General features: G+C 48.4%; 20 protein-coding genes and 2 pseudogenes. 2 read left to right on the top strand and 20 right to left on the bottom strand.

Annotation, left to right across the window (positions count from 1 at the left end; all coding sequences use genetic code 11):
- Positions 1-158: 158 nt before the first annotated feature.
- From FE392_RS15105 to FE392_RS15085, 5 genes are all read right to left on the bottom strand, one after another.
- Complete coding sequence (locus FE392_RS15105) at positions 159-1,178, bottom strand: tyrosine-type recombinase/integrase (RefSeq protein ID WP_319931047.1); 1,020 nt, start codon at positions 1,176-1,178, stop codon at positions 159-161.
- Complete coding sequence (locus FE392_RS15100) at positions 1,178-1,405, bottom strand: DUF4224 domain-containing protein (protein ID WP_319931046.1); 228 nt, start codon at positions 1,403-1,405, stop codon at positions 1,178-1,180. Before FE392_RS15100 ends, FE392_RS15105 begins: the two co-directional genes overlap by 1 nt.
- Before the next feature lie 93 nt (positions 1,406-1,498).
- Positions 1,499-2,881 carry an SNF2-related protein gene (locus FE392_RS15095; protein WP_319931045.1) on the bottom strand — a complete coding sequence of 461 codons (1,383 nt, stop codon included), beginning with the start codon at positions 2,879-2,881 and terminating at the stop codon, positions 1,499-1,501.
- Positions 2,882-2,890: 9 nt separating this feature from the next.
- The gene (locus tag FE392_RS15090) at positions 2,891-3,076 is read right to left on the bottom strand and encodes a hypothetical protein (protein WP_319931044.1); all 186 of its coding nucleotides are present in this window, start codon (positions 3,074-3,076) and stop codon (positions 2,891-2,893) included.
- Between the two features lie 220 nt (positions 3,077-3,296).
- The gene (locus FE392_RS15085) at positions 3,297-3,527 is read right to left on the bottom strand and encodes a hypothetical protein (protein WP_319931043.1); all 231 of its coding nucleotides are present in this window, start codon (positions 3,525-3,527) and stop codon (positions 3,297-3,299) included.
- A gap of 115 nt (positions 3,528-3,642) precedes the next feature.
- Here FE392_RS15085 and FE392_RS15080 point away from each other — a divergent pair, with 115 nt between their 5' ends.
- Positions 3,643-3,918 carry a hypothetical protein gene (locus tag FE392_RS15080; RefSeq protein WP_319931042.1) on the top strand — a complete coding sequence of 92 codons (276 nt, stop codon included), beginning with the start codon at positions 3,643-3,645 and terminating at the stop codon, positions 3,916-3,918.
- Between the two features lie 63 nt (positions 3,919-3,981).
- Here FE392_RS15080 and FE392_RS15075 read toward each other — a convergent pair whose 3' ends face one another.
- Genes FE392_RS15075 through FE392_RS15055 form a run of 5 tightly spaced genes read right to left on the bottom strand, consistent with a single transcriptional unit; the run spans position 3,982 to position 7,672 of the window.
- Positions 3,982-4,863 (bottom strand): DNA cytosine methyltransferase, encoded by an 882-nt coding sequence (locus FE392_RS15075; RefSeq protein ID WP_319931041.1) that lies wholly within the window; start codon positions 4,861-4,863, stop codon positions 3,982-3,984.
- Positions 4,836-5,126 carry a PDDEXK family nuclease gene (locus FE392_RS15070; protein ID WP_319931040.1) on the bottom strand — a complete coding sequence of 97 codons (291 nt, stop codon included), beginning with the start codon at positions 5,124-5,126 and terminating at the stop codon, positions 4,836-4,838. Before FE392_RS15070 ends, FE392_RS15075 begins: the two co-directional genes overlap by 28 nt.
- A complete protein-coding gene (locus FE392_RS15065) occupies positions 5,083-5,325 on the bottom strand; it encodes an ANR family transcriptional regulator (RefSeq protein WP_319931039.1) in 243 nt (80 codons plus the stop codon). Before FE392_RS15065 ends, FE392_RS15070 begins: the two co-directional genes overlap by 44 nt.
- A 10-nt stretch (positions 5,326-5,335) precedes the next feature.
- Positions 5,336-5,605: a hypothetical protein gene (locus FE392_RS15060; protein WP_319931038.1), complete on the bottom strand. Its 270-nt coding sequence runs from the start codon at positions 5,603-5,605 to the stop codon at positions 5,336-5,338.
- Between the two features lie 3 nt (positions 5,606-5,608).
- Entirely contained in the window at positions 5,609-7,672 is a 2,064-nt protein-coding gene (locus FE392_RS15055) for a DNA polymerase (RefSeq protein WP_319931037.1), read from the bottom strand.
- Positions 7,673-7,698: 26 nt separating this feature from the next.
- Here FE392_RS15055 and FE392_RS15050 point away from each other — a divergent pair, with 26 nt between their 5' ends.
- Positions 7,699-8,256, top strand: a complete 558-nt coding sequence (locus FE392_RS15050) for a hypothetical protein (protein ID WP_319931036.1) — start codon at positions 7,699-7,701, stop codon at positions 8,254-8,256.
- Between the two features lie 35 nt (positions 8,257-8,291).
- Here the strand turns inward: FE392_RS15050 and FE392_RS15045 are convergent, their stop codons facing one another.
- The 10 genes and pseudogenes from FE392_RS15045 to FE392_RS15000 form a co-directional block, all read right to left on the bottom strand.
- Positions 8,292-8,918: an Nmad5 family putative nucleotide modification protein gene (locus FE392_RS15045; RefSeq protein WP_319931035.1), complete on the bottom strand. Its 627-nt coding sequence runs from the start codon at positions 8,916-8,918 to the stop codon at positions 8,292-8,294.
- A gap of 54 nt (positions 8,919-8,972) precedes the next feature.
- Positions 8,973-9,104, bottom strand: a complete 132-nt coding sequence (locus FE392_RS15040; RefSeq protein ID WP_319931034.1) for a hypothetical protein — start codon at positions 9,102-9,104, stop codon at positions 8,973-8,975.
- Positions 9,104-9,667 carry a DUF2815 family protein gene (locus FE392_RS15035; protein ID WP_319931033.1) on the bottom strand — a complete coding sequence of 188 codons (564 nt, stop codon included), beginning with the start codon at positions 9,665-9,667 and terminating at the stop codon, positions 9,104-9,106. Before FE392_RS15035 ends, FE392_RS15040 begins: the two co-directional genes overlap by 1 nt.
- 20 nt (positions 9,668-9,687) lie before the next feature.
- Positions 9,688-10,986: a DUF2800 domain-containing protein gene (locus FE392_RS15030; protein WP_319931032.1), complete on the bottom strand. Its 1,299-nt coding sequence runs from the start codon at positions 10,984-10,986 to the stop codon at positions 9,688-9,690.
- A gap of 265 nt (positions 10,987-11,251) precedes the next feature.
- Positions 11,252-12,004, bottom strand: a pseudogene (gene istB / locus FE392_RS15025) (IS21-like element helper ATPase IstB).
- An 11-nt stretch (positions 12,005-12,015) separates the two neighbouring features.
- Positions 12,016-13,560 (bottom strand): annotated as a pseudogene (gene istA, locus FE392_RS15020) (IS21 family transposase).
- A 294-nt stretch (positions 13,561-13,854) separates the two neighbouring features.
- Entirely contained in the window at positions 13,855-14,673 is an 819-nt protein-coding gene (locus FE392_RS15015; RefSeq protein WP_319931031.1) for a DUF2829 domain-containing protein, read from the bottom strand.
- 219 nt (positions 14,674-14,892) lie between these two features.
- Entirely contained in the window at positions 14,893-15,486 is a 594-nt protein-coding gene (locus FE392_RS15010) for a tail fiber assembly protein (protein ID WP_319931030.1), read from the bottom strand.
- 232 nt (positions 15,487-15,718) lie between these two features.
- Positions 15,719-15,883: a hypothetical protein gene (locus FE392_RS15005; protein WP_319931029.1), complete on the bottom strand. Its 165-nt coding sequence runs from the start codon at positions 15,881-15,883 to the stop codon at positions 15,719-15,721.
- Positions 15,884-16,166: 283 nt separating this feature from the next.
- A partial coding sequence (locus tag FE392_RS15000; RefSeq protein ID WP_319931028.1) for a tail fiber protein occupies positions 16,167-16,781 on the bottom strand: 615 nt, incomplete at its 5' end.

Below are 16,781 nucleotides of genomic sequence, written 5' to 3'. Positions count from 1 at the left end.
AATTTACTAGTCCCGCCCTGGCACCATATAAAAATCTGCGGTAATACAGCAGGTTAGGGTTAGAAAGAGCCACCTATAAGGTGGCTTTTTTCTTTGATAAAGATCACCTTTCACTATTCGTTCACTATACTCTTTCACTATATTTTTACTCCCCCTATTTATTTCTTTTGCCCACCGACGACGGGGACAATATTCACTTTTCTATCATACCTTGCGGTCTGAGTAATATTTTTATGTCCGGTAATAAGTTGTTTTTCGGAAAGTGGCCCGTCGAGATCAGAGACGCCTTTTGCTTTTAGGTCATGGAAGGTGAAATTAAAATCTAAGTCGGGAAAAGTGTCTTTTGCGATTATTTTCGCCTTTCTCCAACGGCTATTAAAACCGCCTCGGGTATATCGCGAACCTTTACGCTGGTGGAGGACGTAAATACTGCTCACACCGGTATCAAGCGGTAACGCATTTTTGCTCATGGCAACGACATTATCCAGCCGTTCTGTCCAGGCTTTAATTTGTGCAACCCCCGTTTTACCCTGTCGAATAAAAATACCTTCCTCATGCACCTGTGCGTAGGTCAATGACAAAATATCGGCCTGTCGTGTACAACACAGGTACGCCAGTTCCATCGCAATTTGAACAACTGGCGGGGCAACGGAGTAAAGTGCACTGTATTCCGCATCGGTAATGTACCGATCCCGTGGGGTTTCCTTAAATTGCCGCACGCCCTTGCAGGGATTTCCGCTGACCATGCCGCGCTCATAGCCCCAACCGTATACCCGGGATAAAAAATTCTTTTCCCTGTTCGGCTGTGTTCGGGCTTTTAATCCGCGTTTGTCCATGTATTTGCGAATATGCAGCGGTTTAATATTGTCAGGCAGCATTTTGCCGAAAACGGGCAGTAACTTGTTGGCATATTTCCGGTAGTCTTTTTTGGTTTCCGGGCTTAATGCCAAAAAATCAGGGGAAAGGAAAAAGGCCTTGATAAGCCCGTTTAACGTCTCATCATTTTTCTGGGCCGCGAGCAATTTTTCATAGGCTACCCAGACTTCGGCCTGTGTGGCGGAAAAATCACATAAACGTATTGTCCGGCTGTCATAAGTTTGGAACTCATACGCAGAGCGCCCCCGGCGAACGCGTGGCGGCATCCAGTTATCTGCGGGGTTCTTGCGTGGTTTACCCATCAGTCTAAGGCTCCGAAGTTAGGTTCTTGGGGTTCAGGCGCATAGTTTCTGAACCGTTGTGCCAGGGGGTTATTAAAATGATCCCACGTGGTTCGGGGTCGCCCGTCCCGCCGGGTAATAAAGAAAATACCCGCTTCCTTGAGGACTTCACATTGCTTGGACGGGATGATATAGCCCGTAATTTCGGCTATATCGGCGTCACTGATGATACCGGTGTTTACATCCATATTGACCTCGATTGTCGATTAACCGTTGGATTGAACATCACCGTTGCATAAACGGTGCCGAAGAAAAATTTGACGCGGCATGTTACTGGATAATTACCGGCTCTTCATAGCCGCTAATAAAATGTCCTGGACTTCCCGCTTAGAATTACGCCGCTCCATGACACTTTCGTCCATGGTGTGAGCCGCGATAATATGGTGAATGAAGACGGGTCGGTTATGTCCGGCCTGAATTTGTCGGGTTGGGCCGATACGCTCAATGATTTGTTGATATTGCTCCAAGTCCCACCAATGCGAAAAGAACACCAAGATATTCCCGCCGTCCTGCAAATTCAGGCCGTGACCTGCGCTGGCCGGGTGGGCGAACATCACGGGGATCTTGCCGGCGTTCCAGTCGCGTAATGTTTGCGGATCGGCATCAAGGTGTCGGCCACGGGGAAAGGCTTTTAACAATCGCGTTAAATCGTGCTTCCAGTGGTAGGCGACCAGCACCGGCATTCCTCCAGACTCGGCGATAATACTGTCGAGTGCCTGTAACTTGGCGTCGTGCAATTCCTGCCAAGTGCCGTTCTCGTCGGTATACAATGCGCCGCTGGCGATTTGCAGACACTTAACCGTTTTGGCGGCGGCGTTCAGGGCTTCCACACCGACACTCTCCAGTTCAAGAAACATTTCCTTTTCCATGGACTGATACTGTTGCCGGACTTTGGCGGGTAGCTCAACGCGAATAACGTTATGGACAGGTTCATCGATATCAAACCAGTCGGCAGCATCGAGGGCGATGGTCACATCATTTAAGGCGGTTTGTATTTGTTCCTGGGCAAATGGCCACGGCTCCAGCTTCACCCATTGTTGCCCCGGAAAGCGGATTTGATTAAACCAGCGTGCAGTAAAAGCGTTGTAGGTGCGGCCAAGGCGCTCACCCTGATCGACAAACCAGGCTTGTCCCCATAAATCAACTAATCCGTTGGGCGACGGTGTACCGGTCAGATTCACCCAGCGACGCGCATACTTATGGGCCACCTTGGCCAGTGCGGCGGCACGTTTGCCCCCTTTACGTAACCGGAAGGATTTTAGCCGCGTGCTCTCATCAGCAATGACGGTGGCGAACGGCCATCGATTGCCCAATGTTTCGACCAGCCAGACGAGGTTGTCATAGTTGGTGGTAAAAACACTGGCGTTGGTATTTTTGAGCGCATCCATTCGCTCTTTGACACTGCCCACAATGGGCTGAACGTCGATATTATGCAGATGGTTCCACTTAACCGCTTCATCCGGCCATGTGGAGCGGGCCACACGCAACGGCGCCAGCACTAATGTCGGTTGGGTTTCGCTGCCGGCCATGTACAGATCATTGAGGGCGGTGAGTGTGGCAACGCTTTTGCCCATCCCCATACCGGCCCACACATTGCAGCGGGAAATATCCAGTTGATGATTGATGATCAAGTTTTGGTAGGCGTGGGGGGTGAATGGCTTCATAGTTTGCCCTTAACATACACGAGCGATAATGTTTCCCGCACTTGTCATTTTGAGTTTAATTGTTATTCCGTCTTCGGGGAGATGAGCGCGATATACGGCGTTTTGCTCCCAGCCGGGTCTATTTATATAATCGTTAACCGTATGCAAGACTTTGGTAATATTTGCATTATCCGGTGCTTCAATCATGATTTTCATTCTGATTTCCTTCGTGTAAATTTGTCGTACAAGGAATCTAAGCGATATACGATGAATAATAACAGCAGGGCAGGCCATAAATAGCTCGCAACTAAGGTTTGGAATAAATCGAGTTTCCTGCCTGAGCGCTTATTGCGGAAATTAATGGCTAAGCCAATAAACACCAAAAAACAAATAACGCTATAAAGGGTTAAAATAAATTCTTGGGTGCTATTTGACATTATTTGCTTGGCCCCCTTATTTTATAAATGGAGTTTTGCGTTTTTATATAGCCGTCGGTTTGGTAGGTTTCAGCATTAATTACCAAAGATGTTATTATTTCTTTTCCATCTTCGAATCGTTTACGGCTGTCATTAAACACTTTTCCAAATGCTACCGCTTTACCTTTCCGATCTGTTGTGAAGTCGGTTAATTCTATTTCAGCTGTGAATTTTAGGGAGTCATTGTTCATTCTTGGTTTTCCTGTTTAATATTTGTACAGTCAATGTGTATAAAAATTGATGGTTTTGAAAAAGCATATTAAGGTTAGTATTTGGAAACTAGCCATTTAAAAATAGAGGTGGTGTATGGTGTGGCAATTAATTGAAGATGAAAAGGAATTATCTAATTTGACGTCACTATCACAGACATGTCAAAATAATTATAAAACTTGGGCGGAACGTATAAGGGATGGAGGTATGCATCCTCGTGAAGCAGCAAATAAGTCTCATCATTATAAATTGTTTCATAATTCAAAAATAATTCAAGGACAAATATATTTAGATAGTGACCAAAGAGTTACATTTTTAATACATAAGTCAACTAATACAGTTGAAGTCCTCCAGATAGGTGGGCATACTTGATTATTGTCAATAAGTAGCAATCTATAGTGAGATTGTGGATTGCTACTGCATCATATCCGATCTTCATTGAACCTCCATATATACCCTTATGAACGTTTCCGCGACTGGCGCAACGATGGCATTATCGTAGGCGCGTAGTCGTCCCACTCGATTGGTAATCCCATGAGCCAGCGGGAATGTGCCGGGTTCAACTGGCCGCCACTTACCATCTCTGCATCCGAGCCAGTCAGCATTTTGCCAGTGACCGTTAGTCTTTTCAGTGTTGCAATTGCTACCTGATCTGGCAACTTCAAGCAAAGTGTTTTTCCTGTTCCGCTCGATTTCGAACCTTGAGCATCGTTCGCTATTGGTGATACCCATCCAGCCATCTGCGCCGCAGTCTGAATATTCATTCCACCTTGCCGGCCTAGTGTTCCGGCACCATTCCCGCTGTTCGCTGTCGGTGTGGGCCACCCAATAGAGACGCTGTCTGATGTGCGGCGCACCGATGCCCGCAGCGCATAAATCAACCGCTGCCGAGGTGTAACCCGTTCCTTCCAAGTCAGTTTGTACAAGGTCGAGCCAGTGCAATCCGTCTTTACTCGCAACCTGCTCACCAAAGATAACGCCAGGTCTGCATTGTTCGATGAGATGGAAGAACGCAGGCCATAAGTGCCGCTCGTCAGTAAACCCATTTCCTTTACCTGCCGCGCTGAAAGGCTGGCACGGGCAAGAGCCTGTCCAGACGGGTTTATCATCCGGCCATCCTGCACGTCGGAGGGCGTAACTCCAGACACCAATTCCGGCGAAGAAATGGCACTGTGTATATCCTCGTAAATCATCGGGTCTGACATCCTCTATGCTCCTTTCATCCACATCACCCGGTGCTATGTGACCGGCTGCAATTAAATTCCTGAGCCATTGTGCGGCGTAAGGGTCTATTTCGTTGTAATAGGCTCCTCGCACAGAATTCCCTCCACATTCTTACTGTCCAAAACAATCACCGTTTGCCCCAATGTCCTGAGCCGTTCGTGTTCCCGTAATTGATCAGGGCGGGGCTTTTCGCCCGGCGCTTTACATTCGACAAACACCACACGCCCATTGGGTAAAACCACAATACGGTCGGGCACGCCTCGCCGACCGGGGGACACGAATTTATAGGCAATGCCGCCTGCCTTTTTCACTTCATTGACGAGGTGTTTTTCGATCACGTCTTCGCGTATTTTCATTATTTTTATCCCGTTCAAGTTGTTTTAGGCAAAAATCAGAACGATTTTCGGCCCACTCAATATTCTGGGTATTGCGGGAATGGCGAACGGCTTTATTCCAGACTTTCGATGCCCGTAAATAATCGCCTTCGCGTTCAATTTGCGCAGCCTCGCGCGCAGCCCGAAAATAAAGCGGGCTGTCTCGATATTTAAATGACATAGAGCGTCCTTTAGTGAATAGAGCAAAGACAGCTTTCAGAAAACGCTAAGGCCAGTGGCGACGGATCATCGGGATGTGAAATATGGTCAGCGTGATAGACCTTTTTTCGGTAGACGACGGAATAACCGTCATCCTTAATAAGCAGCAATTTCCCCGTGACAGTGCGACTGCTGAACCAATGCCCATCGCGGGTAGTGGTTATGGTAAAGCAACATTTTTCATTAATAGCAACGGGCTTCGGTTCGCCGTAATAGCCGCTGCATCTTTTACAACGTTTCATTATTTAATCCTTTCTGTAGTGGTACGCTTCAAACCCGCCTGCGTTCAGAGGTAAGTCGGGTGCCCAATTGGGATGGGTGGCGAGTAATGAACTTAAATGTTCAGGTGAATAATCAGCGGAATCGGGGGCTTCGCTGATTATTTCATCGTGCACCGTGAGTACAATGTCATACCCTTCGTTTTCTATGCGTGGCATGTTGGCGGCCAAAACATCACGGGCAGCCGCTTGGGTGACGTTTTCGACCAGCTTCCCGCCGTAGGTTTTGAGCCGTTGCCATTTTCGGCTGTAGGGGTTGGTGCCCATGTAACTGATTTGCCCGTCGTTGAGCCGGGGGGAGGGGTAGCACACCGCCCGCCCAGACGGTAACACCACACGGAGCCAAGCCCCGTCACGACGTACACGTAGCTTACGGCAAGAAATGGTTGTACCGGGTGACGTAACGGCCCGCTTTGCAGCGTCTTCCAGTTCATACCAGAATGTCACGGTTTCGGCGTGGGCATGGCGCCACATGCGTTTTAGTGAATCGCAGGTGATAAACACCCGTTCGCTCAGGCCATAGGTGTTTTTCTGTTTGACGGATTCGGTATACCAGCGCCGGGCATTTTGCTGTACCGAAGCCGGAATGTTGGGTAAGGCAGCCTCGGCGAGTTCGTCTAAATCAAGGGAATAGGTGAGGGCAAAGGTTACGAAAGCCGCAACGCCGCCACCGTAGCCTAACCCCAGTTCCATGACCTTGCCGATTTGCCGCTGGTCTTTTGTCACGTCATTTGGCTCAATGTTGAATGCGCGGGCATAGGCCAATTTGTAGAGGTCGGGGCCGGTGCCGTTATCAAATTCACTGAACGCTTTTAATTTCCAGTCTTCCCCTGCCAGCCATGCGAGCATGCGCCCTTCGATATTAGACAAGTCAGAAACGACCAGCTTCTTATATTTTGGCGCGATGATAACGCCGCGAATGGCGGAGCTGGTGAGTTCCATAATGTTATTGAATAATAGGTCGGCACAATTGGCTTTTATCGCTTCAATACCTGTGTTTATGGTTTCCTGGGGGAGTGTTGGCCTCAATAAATTTTGTGGCTGGAATAGGCGTCCCGCCCAACGTCCGGTACGCGATGCACCGCAAAATTGCAACGTTCCCCGAAGGCGCCCATCGGAACTAATCCCATTCATCAGCGCCTTGTACTTACTGGTGCTGGTCGTGCTGGCCTGTAACCGGATGGTCAGTAATTCCCGTAACGCAAGTGGCAAATCGGGGTCGGCAATGCGTCTTTCCAATGTGCTTTTTTGCATATCGGGCAGGGCGACACCGAACGCCGTGGTGATATGCCGTAACATCGCATCCCGCTGAGTAGCCGCTTGCACATCCCCGTCGGTCAGCTTCTGCGTGCGTTTGGCCAGTCGCTTTTGTTCCTGTTCAACGGCATCAACGGCGGCTTTTGCCAGCTGGATATCCATGCACACACCGCGATCGTTAATCTGTTGATCACGGTGCCATAGTGCCAGTTCATCTCCCTGATAGTTCCACTTGGGCAGGCGGTTATGCACTTCGCGCATGGCTTCAATATCCAGCCCGGCGTAGGCAACAAAACGCTGCCATTCTTCGGGATGGGTTTTGCCAGTAGCCCGTCGAAGTGCAGAATTTTTAGGGCGAGGCTTACAAAATAGCTGAATTAAGGCCTTGCCTTCTTTGTCCTTGGCTTTGTCCGCCGGCAGGCCCAGCACTTCACACAGGGCACCCAGTGCACCCGGCAATCCGTGCGCCAATGCCTGTACCATCGTGTCACGCCAGCGGGAGATATCCAGATTCAACGTTGGCATATTATGGCGCAGAACGGTACGGTCAAAGTGGCTGTTATGGGCGAATAGAATAACGGTAGGATCGCGTAAAATTGTATTTAATTCTGTCGGTATGGGAGCTCCACTGGTAACATCCCATACCCGCACAGGGTTATTGTTAACCGCCCATGCAAATAACATAATTTCAGCATGTTCGGCATAAGCGTGAGTACCATTCTTTATCGGTATCTCGCTGTAGGTTTCGAGATCGAGCCAGAGTATTTTTTTCATTTTTAGTCATTAAATTTGAGGTAAGCATGCGTGATGGTGTATTGAAAACCGGAATTCCTATTATTATTTCTATATTCTCAGTGGCTTTTTCTGGAATGGCTTGGTGGCAGTCTAAGGAGCAAACCAGACTTCAAGAATTAAACTATGAGAAATCTACAGAACCTCATATCACGATTGTTCCTTCTAACGATCCTGATAAGAACTATAAAGGTTTTTATTTATTTAATGGTGGATTAAGCACTGGTTATATCGAGGATATTAAAATAAAAATAAATGAAGTGGTAATTAATATGCCCGAAAGTACTTTTGATTCAGCTAGTATTTTGATTAATTATTTTGGTATGTCTAATCCCGATTGTTTTAAATATGGCATTCCAAGGAAAGGAGATCCTATCATTCTTAATGAAATGCTTCCATTTTGGGTCGCATCAGGAAAAGAATTTAATTGCGCCCTAGACCATTTTAAACTTTCAAACATGATTCTTTATAAGGATATGAATCTTGAAATTATATTGACGTATAAATCGGTATATGGTGTGACTTATCAATACTCTTCTAGAACAAATTTAAAAACACGAATATAGATTTATAAAGCCCCGTGTAGTATTGGGGCATGTGTTTAATTAGTTGGTAGCCCAATTAATGTATTCAGTGTCTCACGGCGAACGGCGGGAACAGGGGCAGCTTTTTCCATTTCTTTAGGCAGTAACTCGGCAGCCTCCGGCCATTCTTCCAATAACCGTTTTATACTGCGGACTTTTAATAACGCGGCGTCCACATTATTAGTGATATCATCTCGCTGGTTTTCTAATTCGTTGTACCTCTTTTCTAACTCATAGAACTCATTAACTAATGGATTATCGGCTAATAACACCGTTTTATTAGGTGCAATTTTATATACATGCTCCCGTCTACCTAAAGATCTGTAACGCTCTCGTGCTCCATTGAAACAGGCGAAAACATAGCTACCCGCTAAATTTATTTCTATACCTAATGATTCTCTAATAGGCATCATATCTTCACGTAAGGCTTCGGGGATTTTAGTCGCCAGCTTTTTCATTTCTGACAGAATATCCTGTACACCTTGTTCCATATTTTCACCGCCAATGGCTTCGATTCTTATTTTTTCAGCCCAGTCAGCACGGTCTTGAAATAATTTATCTTCTTTCTCGAATATACCGGCTTTAGCCAAGGCATTTTTAACAATTAACGATTTTATTTCTTTGGTTAATATTTTCTGTGTCATGTTTTTTTATCCTAAGAAAAGCCCCGTAAAATTAACGGGGCATAAGAAAATGTACTAACTTTCGATTTCGCTTAAATCGTCAAAATCTTCGGGTTTGGCTATTTGCCATATTTCCTGTTGTCGTAGATATTTTTCGATTTCAGCTTCATCATAAGCGTCAATGCCTTCGTCTTCGGCCCAGCTCATCAGATTAATGCCTCTGCATCGGCGTCAGCGTCTGCCCCTTCGCTTAAATCATCAAAATCGTTCACGGATGCAACCCCACCGCCTGCGAATGCATCGCCATCACGGAAAAACTGAACGCCACTGAGTGAGGCCGATATGTCTTTGCCGTTGTTGTCATAGGCAAAAATACTGATAGTGGCGTTGACATAGCAACCTGAATAGATTCTTCCATCCTGAGCCGTCAAGGGAGAGCGGGCGCGATCAATAACCAGAGGACGTGATTTATTACTGGCTGAAATAAACATATTTCCTGCGTAGCCGTCATAATCCGTTTTTTCGTCACCATCCCGGAAGTTAAAACGCATGTTATTGCCTCGAATAGTTTTAATAATGCCTTCGGCTTTTGCACCCCATTTTTCCGTAGCCACTTTGAGAATGGCCGACTCAATTTCAGCAAGTAACTCTTTTCGCTCTTTGGGAATAAGAAAAGTAGCGCGGAATTTAAAATCGCCTTGCCCATTCACTTGGGTTGCTTCAAATAAATCAGGGAATGCCAGACGCACGTTTTTCAAACTAATTTTCATGGTTCTACCTTTTTTTATGATTAGATAAGATCAGCAATGAGCGCATCATCAGATACGTCGTCAAAGTCATTTATAGGGTTAACATCCAGTGCCGGACGGGGATCGGATGCGGGTACAACGGTCGGTTTACCGTCAGAGCGAACGATAAGAGATTCGAGTTTGCTCCATTTTTTCGGAGAGTCTTTTTTGAGTACCTTTTCCGCCTGGGGAGGCGTGATCAGTTTCTTGGTGTACATCTGGTCTTGCTTAAGTTTGAAGCCTTTTAGCATAGCTTCGGCATCGGCTTCGACACCCCAAGCTCGGTTGCCTTGCTTGCCCTCAACTAACTTAAATCCGGGAACAGTATGACCAGCATGGAGTTCATCATTGACGCGAACCCGAACGGCTTTGCACCAGCTTTCGATAAAATCGACCTGCGCGTATTTAGCGGCCAGGGTTTGGTGGTCATAGTGCGGGATTTGCGCCTGGGCTTTTTCTATTTGGGGTTCTAACGGTAAGGTCAGATCCTCAAAATCATCTAAGACCGTGCTCCTTACATGTTTAGTCAGTGCATCACAGCCGGCCTTAGCCTTGCAAAACAAGCACTGTTTTTCTCCCGGGGTGAACGAGTCAGGGGGCAGGGTGTCTACGCCTTCGCACTGGGCGATATTGAAAAGGGTAATGACCGAGGCGGCGGCGTCTTTGGCCCGTTCTCCAAATTGGCGTAAATCCTCTACAGTTACAGCACATTCTGAAACATGATTCAGCCGGGGCTGGTGAATGAACACCCGTACCGTTTCGAAATCATAGAGCATGTCGAACTGGTCAAGGGCACCGAGGGCATACAGCATGAGTTGCTCGTTTTCCTCAGCATAGACCTTCACACCCTTGCCATATTTCAGATCGTGAATTTGCAGCTCACTGCCGTTAATAATGATGTCATCGGCTGTACCGAAAGAGTTCTCGACCCCAATGACCTCAGAGAAATCAACCCGCTGTTCGATTAACAATTCCTTTCCCTGAGCCAATCCCCAGACCGTATCGACATACTGCCCAACGGTCTCGACCATTTCCTCATTCACCTGCGGTGTGTTGGGTTTCAGCAGGATGTGTTGGCCGAGGTAATCTGCGGTGTTTTGCCCCATTGCGTGGGGTTCACCGAGGAATGTGGGGTTTTGGCGGTTGTTGAGGACAGTTTCAGCCAAAGCATGTGCCGCTGTCCCTTCAAGCGCGAACGGCGATCCCGTGTCGGGTAAGCCGGCTTCCAATGCCAGGCTACCGTGACAGCGTAACCAACGATGTGAGGATGACGGGGAGAGTTTTGCATGTACCTCCGGCATGGCTAACCCTCCAGTGTCGCTTCGGCCAAGCGGATAACCTCGGAGAGATTATCAAGTGGAACTTCCCCTAGCCTTTTGTTACCCCCGCATTGTTTGATAATGTTTACGGCGTCTGTGCGATAACCGCCTTTCGCCAGTTGCAAAATGAGTTGTTCGGCTTGCGGAAATAACGTTTGTGGGTCAACTGCGTATTACCATGAAAGAGATCAGGTAATCACATCGATGGAGATCGCTTCTTATCCGACTCATAGAACTTGTTAATAAACTAGATGGACTGATCTCCATCCGTCAAGGTTGCACATGGTTTACGCATCGATTCGCCCTTCAATTCGATTTTGATACTCCCGTGAACCAGCCTGTCCAGGATCGCATCCGCATGGGTCGCATCCCCTATCATTGGGTGCCATTTTTCTATCGGTAACTGGCTTATCAACAACACCGAACCTCATTGATACAGTTGATCGACTATCTCCAGTAAATCACTGCGCTGGTCGGCACTCAGACTCGCCAGTCCCCAGTCATCCAGGATGAGCAACTGACTGCGACTCAGTTTGCTCAACAACCGCGGATAACTGCCATCTCCATGGCTCTGGTAGCACTGGGCCAGCAACCCTTTCACCCGGTAGTAATACACCGTATAACCCTGGCGGCAGTAGTGCCGCCCCAATGCACAGGCAAAATACGTTTTCCCGCTGCCGGTCGCGCCCGTCAGCAGCAGGTTCTGATGCTGTTTCAGCCACTGGGCCTGCGCCAGACTTCTGACCTGTGCTTTCTCCAGACCCCGGCTGGCCCGGTAATCCAGCGCTTCCCGTTTACCCTGAAGCCGGAAGCGGGCTTGTCGGATGAACCGTTCTCCCTTCTGATTGCGCCGGTGGGTTATTTCTTCTTCAACCAGCAGCAATAAGCGTTCTTCGAAGCTCAGTTCGTGATAGGACGTGGGCAGCGATAACTGCTGGCGAAGTGCTTCCCGCAAGCCGGTCAGCCTGAGTTCAGTGAGGTATTCGTAGAGATTGTTCATGATGCAAGCCCTTAATGGTAATAATGACTGCCGCGCACCTTGGTGTGCTCAAGGTCAGCCAGCGGATCAGCCGTCTGGCGAGCGGGAACCGGTTGTTTATCCAGCCCTTTCTCCAAGATGGATTTCAGGCCTTTCAGCCGGTAAATTCCTATCGCCAGCGCGCGGTGGCAGGCGTTGTTAAGACGTTCATCACCATAGCGTTTATGCAATCCCATCATGCCAAGGACATAACGATACCCCTGCTCGGGATGCTGACGGGTGGCCAGGATATGCGTCACGTAGGCGTTGACATGCTCTCCGGCCAGGGTTGCCCATTCGAGCAAGCGTTCCGGTGTCCATTGGGCATGATGCTGATGGGCGGGCGGCATGTGTTTTTCCTGGGTACTGTAGCCACCTTGATGTCGCCGGGGATGAACCGCCACGACAGTCCCGTGGTGGTACAGCGTGACCTGTTCACGGCTGACATGGGCTTCTAATACGGTTCTCTGCAATTGATAAGGCACCGAATAATAATGTTTTTCCACGTCCACATGATAGTCGGGATGCACCCGGACCTTTTTCACCTGGGTATAAAGATAAGGCTGCCGGGGTAACGGGTTGAGCGCCGGTTTATCCAGTTGTTCGAACAACATCCGGCGGGACGCGTTGAGCTTTTGCATCGGTTTCTGATTCAGTCCTGCCAGTAATTCCGTCATACGCTGGTTGAGGGACGCCAGGCTGAAGAAGGTTTCATGGCGGAGTTTCCCCATGCTCCAGCGTTCAACCACCTGTACGGCCGATTCCACTTTGGCCTTGTCTTTGGGCTTCACGGGGCGGGCGGGCATCACGGCCACCTGATAATGTGCCAGCATCTGCTGGTAAGTCGGATTGATATCCGGATCATAGCGGCAGGCCCGGGTGGTACTGCTTTTCAGGTTATCCGGTATGACCAGCGCCGGCGTCCCGCCCAAATACTGGAAACAACGAACATGGCTCATGACCCCGTCTTCCCGCCGCTGGCTCTAGGTGGCTTCCGCATAGGTATAACTGGATGCGCCCAGTGTGGCGACAAAAACCTGTGCCTCATGGGTTTCACCGGTGTCCGGGTTAATGACCGATAGCGTGGGACCGCAGTAATCGATAAATAATTTCTCCCCGGCCTTATGTTGCTGACGCATGGAGGGGGCCGTGGTTTTCGCCCAGGCTTTATACAAGCGGCAGTAGTGGTTATAGCTGTAATGCCCGCCCGGATGGCGTTGGGCATATTCCTCCCACAGGAGTTGCAGCGTCACAGTTTTGGCCGCCAGGGCTTTATGGACTTCAGCCCAGTCCGGCAGGGTGTGCTTTCTGAGCTGAACCCGGGTGTTTAAGAAGGCCCGTTGGAGCGTTGCGTCATCCCAGAGTGGGGGTAACGGCCATTGCACCAGTCCCAGCTGAGCGGCCCGGTTGGCATAGCGTGAAACGACCGAAGGCGAGATAACCAGGCTGCGTGCAATCTGGCGGTGGCTGAGTCCGGCACCGTATTTCAGGCGCAGTATTTCTTTCAATTTTCTCATAGTAATCGTCGGTGTTGGCATGATAATCCTGGCGGTCAGTGGAATTGACTTCAGGATAGGTGGAACACAACCTATGAGCGGACAGGCAATCACCTTGATGGAGATCACCCAATAACATCGGCGCACAAAAGTGATCGCCATCGATGTTATTGAACGATCTCACTGAAGGGGATTAGGTGATCTCGATGGGTGTTATTGGGTGATCTACTTGGATGGTAATACGCAGGTGTCGTTATATAGACAGGGAAATCTTATTGCCTGAATCGGTGAACAGGTTACGCCGAAGCGCAACCTGTTATTTGGGAAAGGAGGTGATTAATGCCACTGACAGGAGAAGCGTTTGGCTTGACCAGACTGTTTCAAAAGAGCACTGAGTTTTTCAGCGTCAGTCCGGTGTTTATTACTACTGCTAAAATAATAATCAAAGCGATAGCCATTATTTTCACTAACCACGGTTTCAGGGGTACCTAGTACATAAACAACGCCATCCACCGTGACATGGAGTGCTTTTTTAAATAATTTGCCGACCGTATTAGCACCGTCAGCCTGACGTTGGCATTCGACATGCCAAAATAAGGAAGGGGAAAACCGGGGATCTTTGTTATTTTCTCCCCACATAAAACTGACTGTATTTTCAATTTCCGTTTTATTTTGAATCACAGACAATGTGCCAAACACGTGAGGCAGAGCGAGAGAGCCATAATACTTGCTGGCAGTATATCCATAATAATGGGGATAACCGTAACTCGCGGTTGACGTGCACATACCGGGTGTCAGGTCAAAAACCAGCAGGCTGTCATCGGGCTCAGGTTTAGCCACTTCCTCAATCACCCAGTCACAAGCCAGCAAATCTTCCTGCGTGGTTTGCCATGGTGCCCAGTTGCCGTGCTTGTTGCGTTTATCCATGTGGGACAAATAATCTCCCTGACCGTCGGTGTCGGTACGGCGGGGCACAAAATGCAGCAGCTCCTTTTCAGCCCAATCACGGCGGCGAACGTTTTTGCCTAACTTCAGCTGGATAAAAGCCCACCAGAACGACCCGGCTGGCGCAATAGTTTGTGCCACTTGATAATCGTTAGGATTCATTTGGCATTCATGTTCAGGATTGTTCTCAGTGTTCATCTCTTTAGACATTGTCTTTCCTTAATCGTGTTTACGCAGGCAGAAAGCGCGGCATTTAAGCTGCCATTTCCCGCCTGTTACCCATCGGTCAGCAGAGCATAATTCAGATAAGCGCGACTGTTAATTCATGGTCTTTGTCTGCCTTGCCATACAGATAAAGGCAACTTAACGAACTGCGTAAAAAAGCATTAATTGCTGGGTTTCCTGGCCTGCTTCCCCCACCAATCCATGCTATGTTGACTGTGGTGTTTCGGGCCAGACAATATCCGGGGCAGCAGTACAATCCGCTTCCGAGAGTCGGACACTGTAAATCTCCCATTCGCGCAGTAATTCAATGTCCCGTTTGTTCGCCATTTTCAGCCGATTTTTCCGTTCCAGCATCGCAATGTGTCGCTCCGCTTCCTGTAATCGTGACTGACGCTGATTTTCTGCCTGTTGAACGGCGTGCTGATGTTGCGCTGCCGTATCGGTCACCCATTGCTGGCCGTCCCAGTTATCAAAGTCAGTGCCGGGCGGTTGAAATGTCAGGGTATCCGGCAATTTTCCCTGCTCAGTAATATCCTGCTTCTGCCGGGTTCGCGTGTCGTACGCTGTTTTTCCCCGATGGTCGGGGACGGACTCCCAGCAACGTTGGTCAGCACTGCGGCACACTGCGATATCCTGTGAGGTTGGCAGCTCAGGGGCGTCAGGGTAGGCGTCAGCGGGCAGACTGACCGCCGGCATCAGATATTCAACGCTTGCTCCTGTAAACTCGCGGGTCATTGGGTGTGCGTGGTAGGCGGTTATCCAACCCGGTTGAATAGCTAAACCTTCCTCGTCCAACACTGCGGTTTCAGGCTCTAATACGTGTTTTTTGATTTGTCATTAGGCGGCTCTCACGATGTAATTCAATGCAATGTTTTTAGGGCGTGTTTCGTGGCTGGTTCGGGCCACTCTGGCTGCCTCGAAACTTAATGAATGGTAACCCAGTGCCTCGGAATGGGTTTGCTGAACACCGGATGACTTGTTTCCTGAGGCAAAGGCACCATGAACGTAAGTGCCAAAATCCAGCGCAGCATCAAGCCCACCCTGAATATTCTGTAAGGTGTCCTCCTGATACGTCCCGATGACTCGGTCGGGGTCTAGTCTTCTCGCCTGAGCGGCTGTGCTCTTCCTGCTGGATTTTGCGTAAGGCGTCCATTTGCTGACGAGTCAGTAAGATAGCCTTGTTATCAATCTTCATGCCCACACCTAGAACGCTGATATTTTATACAGTCATAATATTGCAATAAATGCAACATATCAAATTAATAATGCAAATGAAGAAATAATAAAATCACATCCGATAAGAGCGTGCATGAAACGGCAGTGTTATAACACACCGCCGTCTGGTGAGGGCTTAATGAAAGGGAACTGAGGAAAGAGTGATCAATATGGGGCTTATTGTTCGTGGGATAAAGCCCCTGTCAGCTCACGGAAAACATGAGAGCAGAATACTGACAAGTCTTTGCACTCTTGTTGTAGGATTAAAATCCGATCGCTACATACCGCACTCTCGAATCCGACCACCCCCCCAGCCAGTCGTGAACAACAATTAAAAAGTCTTCATTTGACTTAATTTCAGCAGAAATTCCTCGCCCCCAATCAGTTGCTTTCATATAACAACCGGTTATAACAAAGCATTTATTTGCAAAAGGAATTGGGAATTTTCGTAAGTCATTTTCGTCTTTTCCTCCATTGACAACCCCCCATTGAATTATTAGCCCGCTGGGAAGTTTTTGATAACCAGATTCATCAAGCTTTGAATCAAAATCGTTCATATCTGGTATCTGTCCTGCCCCCGTACCAACCGCACGATAGGCTGCGCTCAATAACCCCAGATTTATACCAAAAACGGATGTATCAGGTATATCCGCCCCGTTCTGCACCTTCTCCAAATAGAGATCGGAATTATTAAGAGCATTTTGATTGGCAGTATTGGCTAAATCATAGGCTTTTTTAACAGCCTTAGAGGTTGCGGCGGTTAACTCACTGTCGCTGTCTGTTTCATTACTGAGTGTAACGAATCCCGGCTCTACATGAGTTGCATAGGGATGGTTCCGGCTTGCGACGTGCTCTTTAATCTTTTTATCGACAGTGTC

This window comes from Xenorhabdus santafensis (assembly GCF_033949405.1).
Lineage (GTDB): Bacteria > Pseudomonadota > Gammaproteobacteria > Enterobacterales > Enterobacteriaceae > Xenorhabdus > Xenorhabdus santafensis.
The sequence above is the reverse complement of the archived record's forward strand: the minus strand, read 5'-3'. Positions and strand labels throughout refer to the sequence as shown.

Excerpts from the sequence above, each read along its gene's own strand:
- FE392_RS15005 (WP_319931029.1), bottom strand. The coding sequence starts at position 15,883 with ATGAAGATTGATAACAAGGCTATCTTACTGACTCGTCAGCAAATGGAC.
- FE392_RS15105 (WP_319931047.1), bottom strand. The coding sequence starts at position 1,178 with ATGGGTAAACCACGCAAGAACCCCGCAGATAACTGGATGCCGCCACGC.
- FE392_RS15015 (WP_319931031.1), bottom strand. The coding sequence starts at position 14,673 with ATGTCTAAAGAGATGAACACTGAGAACAATCCTGAACATGAATGCCAA.
- FE392_RS15100 (WP_319931046.1), bottom strand. The coding sequence starts at position 1,405 with ATGGATGTAAACACCGGTATCATCAGTGACGCCGATATAGCCGAAATT.
- FE392_RS15045 (WP_319931035.1), bottom strand. The coding sequence starts at position 8,918 with ATGACACAGAAAATATTAACCAAAGAAATAAAATCGTTAATTGTTAAA.
- FE392_RS15070 (WP_319931040.1), bottom strand. The coding sequence starts at position 5,126 with ATGAAAATACGCGAAGACGTGATCGAAAAACACCTCGTCAATGAAGTG.
- FE392_RS15030 (WP_319931032.1), bottom strand. The coding sequence starts at position 10,986 with ATGCCGGAGGTACATGCAAAACTCTCCCCGTCATCCTCACATCGTTGG.
- FE392_RS15065 (WP_319931039.1), bottom strand. The coding sequence starts at position 5,325 with ATGTCATTTAAATATCGAGACAGCCCGCTTTATTTTCGGGCTGCGCGC.
- FE392_RS15040 (WP_319931034.1), bottom strand. The coding sequence starts at position 9,104 with ATGAGCTGGGCCGAAGACGAAGGCATTGACGCTTATGATGAAGCTGAA.
- FE392_RS15085 (WP_319931043.1), bottom strand. The coding sequence starts at position 3,527 with ATGAACAATGACTCCCTAAAATTCACAGCTGAAATAGAATTAACCGAC.
- FE392_RS15060 (WP_319931038.1), bottom strand. The coding sequence starts at position 5,605 with ATGAAACGTTGTAAAAGATGCAGCGGCTATTACGGCGAACCGAAGCCC.
- FE392_RS15035 (WP_319931033.1), bottom strand. The coding sequence starts at position 9,667 with ATGAAAATTAGTTTGAAAAACGTGCGTCTGGCATTCCCTGATTTATTT.
- FE392_RS15055 (WP_319931037.1), bottom strand. The coding sequence starts at position 7,672 with ATGAAAAAAATACTCTGGCTCGATCTCGAAACCTACAGCGAGATACCG.
- FE392_RS15080 (WP_319931042.1), top strand. The coding sequence starts at position 3,643 with ATGGTGTGGCAATTAATTGAAGATGAAAAGGAATTATCTAATTTGACG.
- FE392_RS15050 (WP_319931036.1), top strand. The coding sequence starts at position 7,699 with ATGCGTGATGGTGTATTGAAAACCGGAATTCCTATTATTATTTCTATA.
- FE392_RS15090 (WP_319931044.1), bottom strand. The coding sequence starts at position 3,076 with ATGAAAATCATGATTGAAGCACCGGATAATGCAAATATTACCAAAGTC.
- FE392_RS15095 (WP_319931045.1), bottom strand. The coding sequence starts at position 2,881 with ATGAAGCCATTCACCCCCCACGCCTACCAAAACTTGATCATCAATCAT.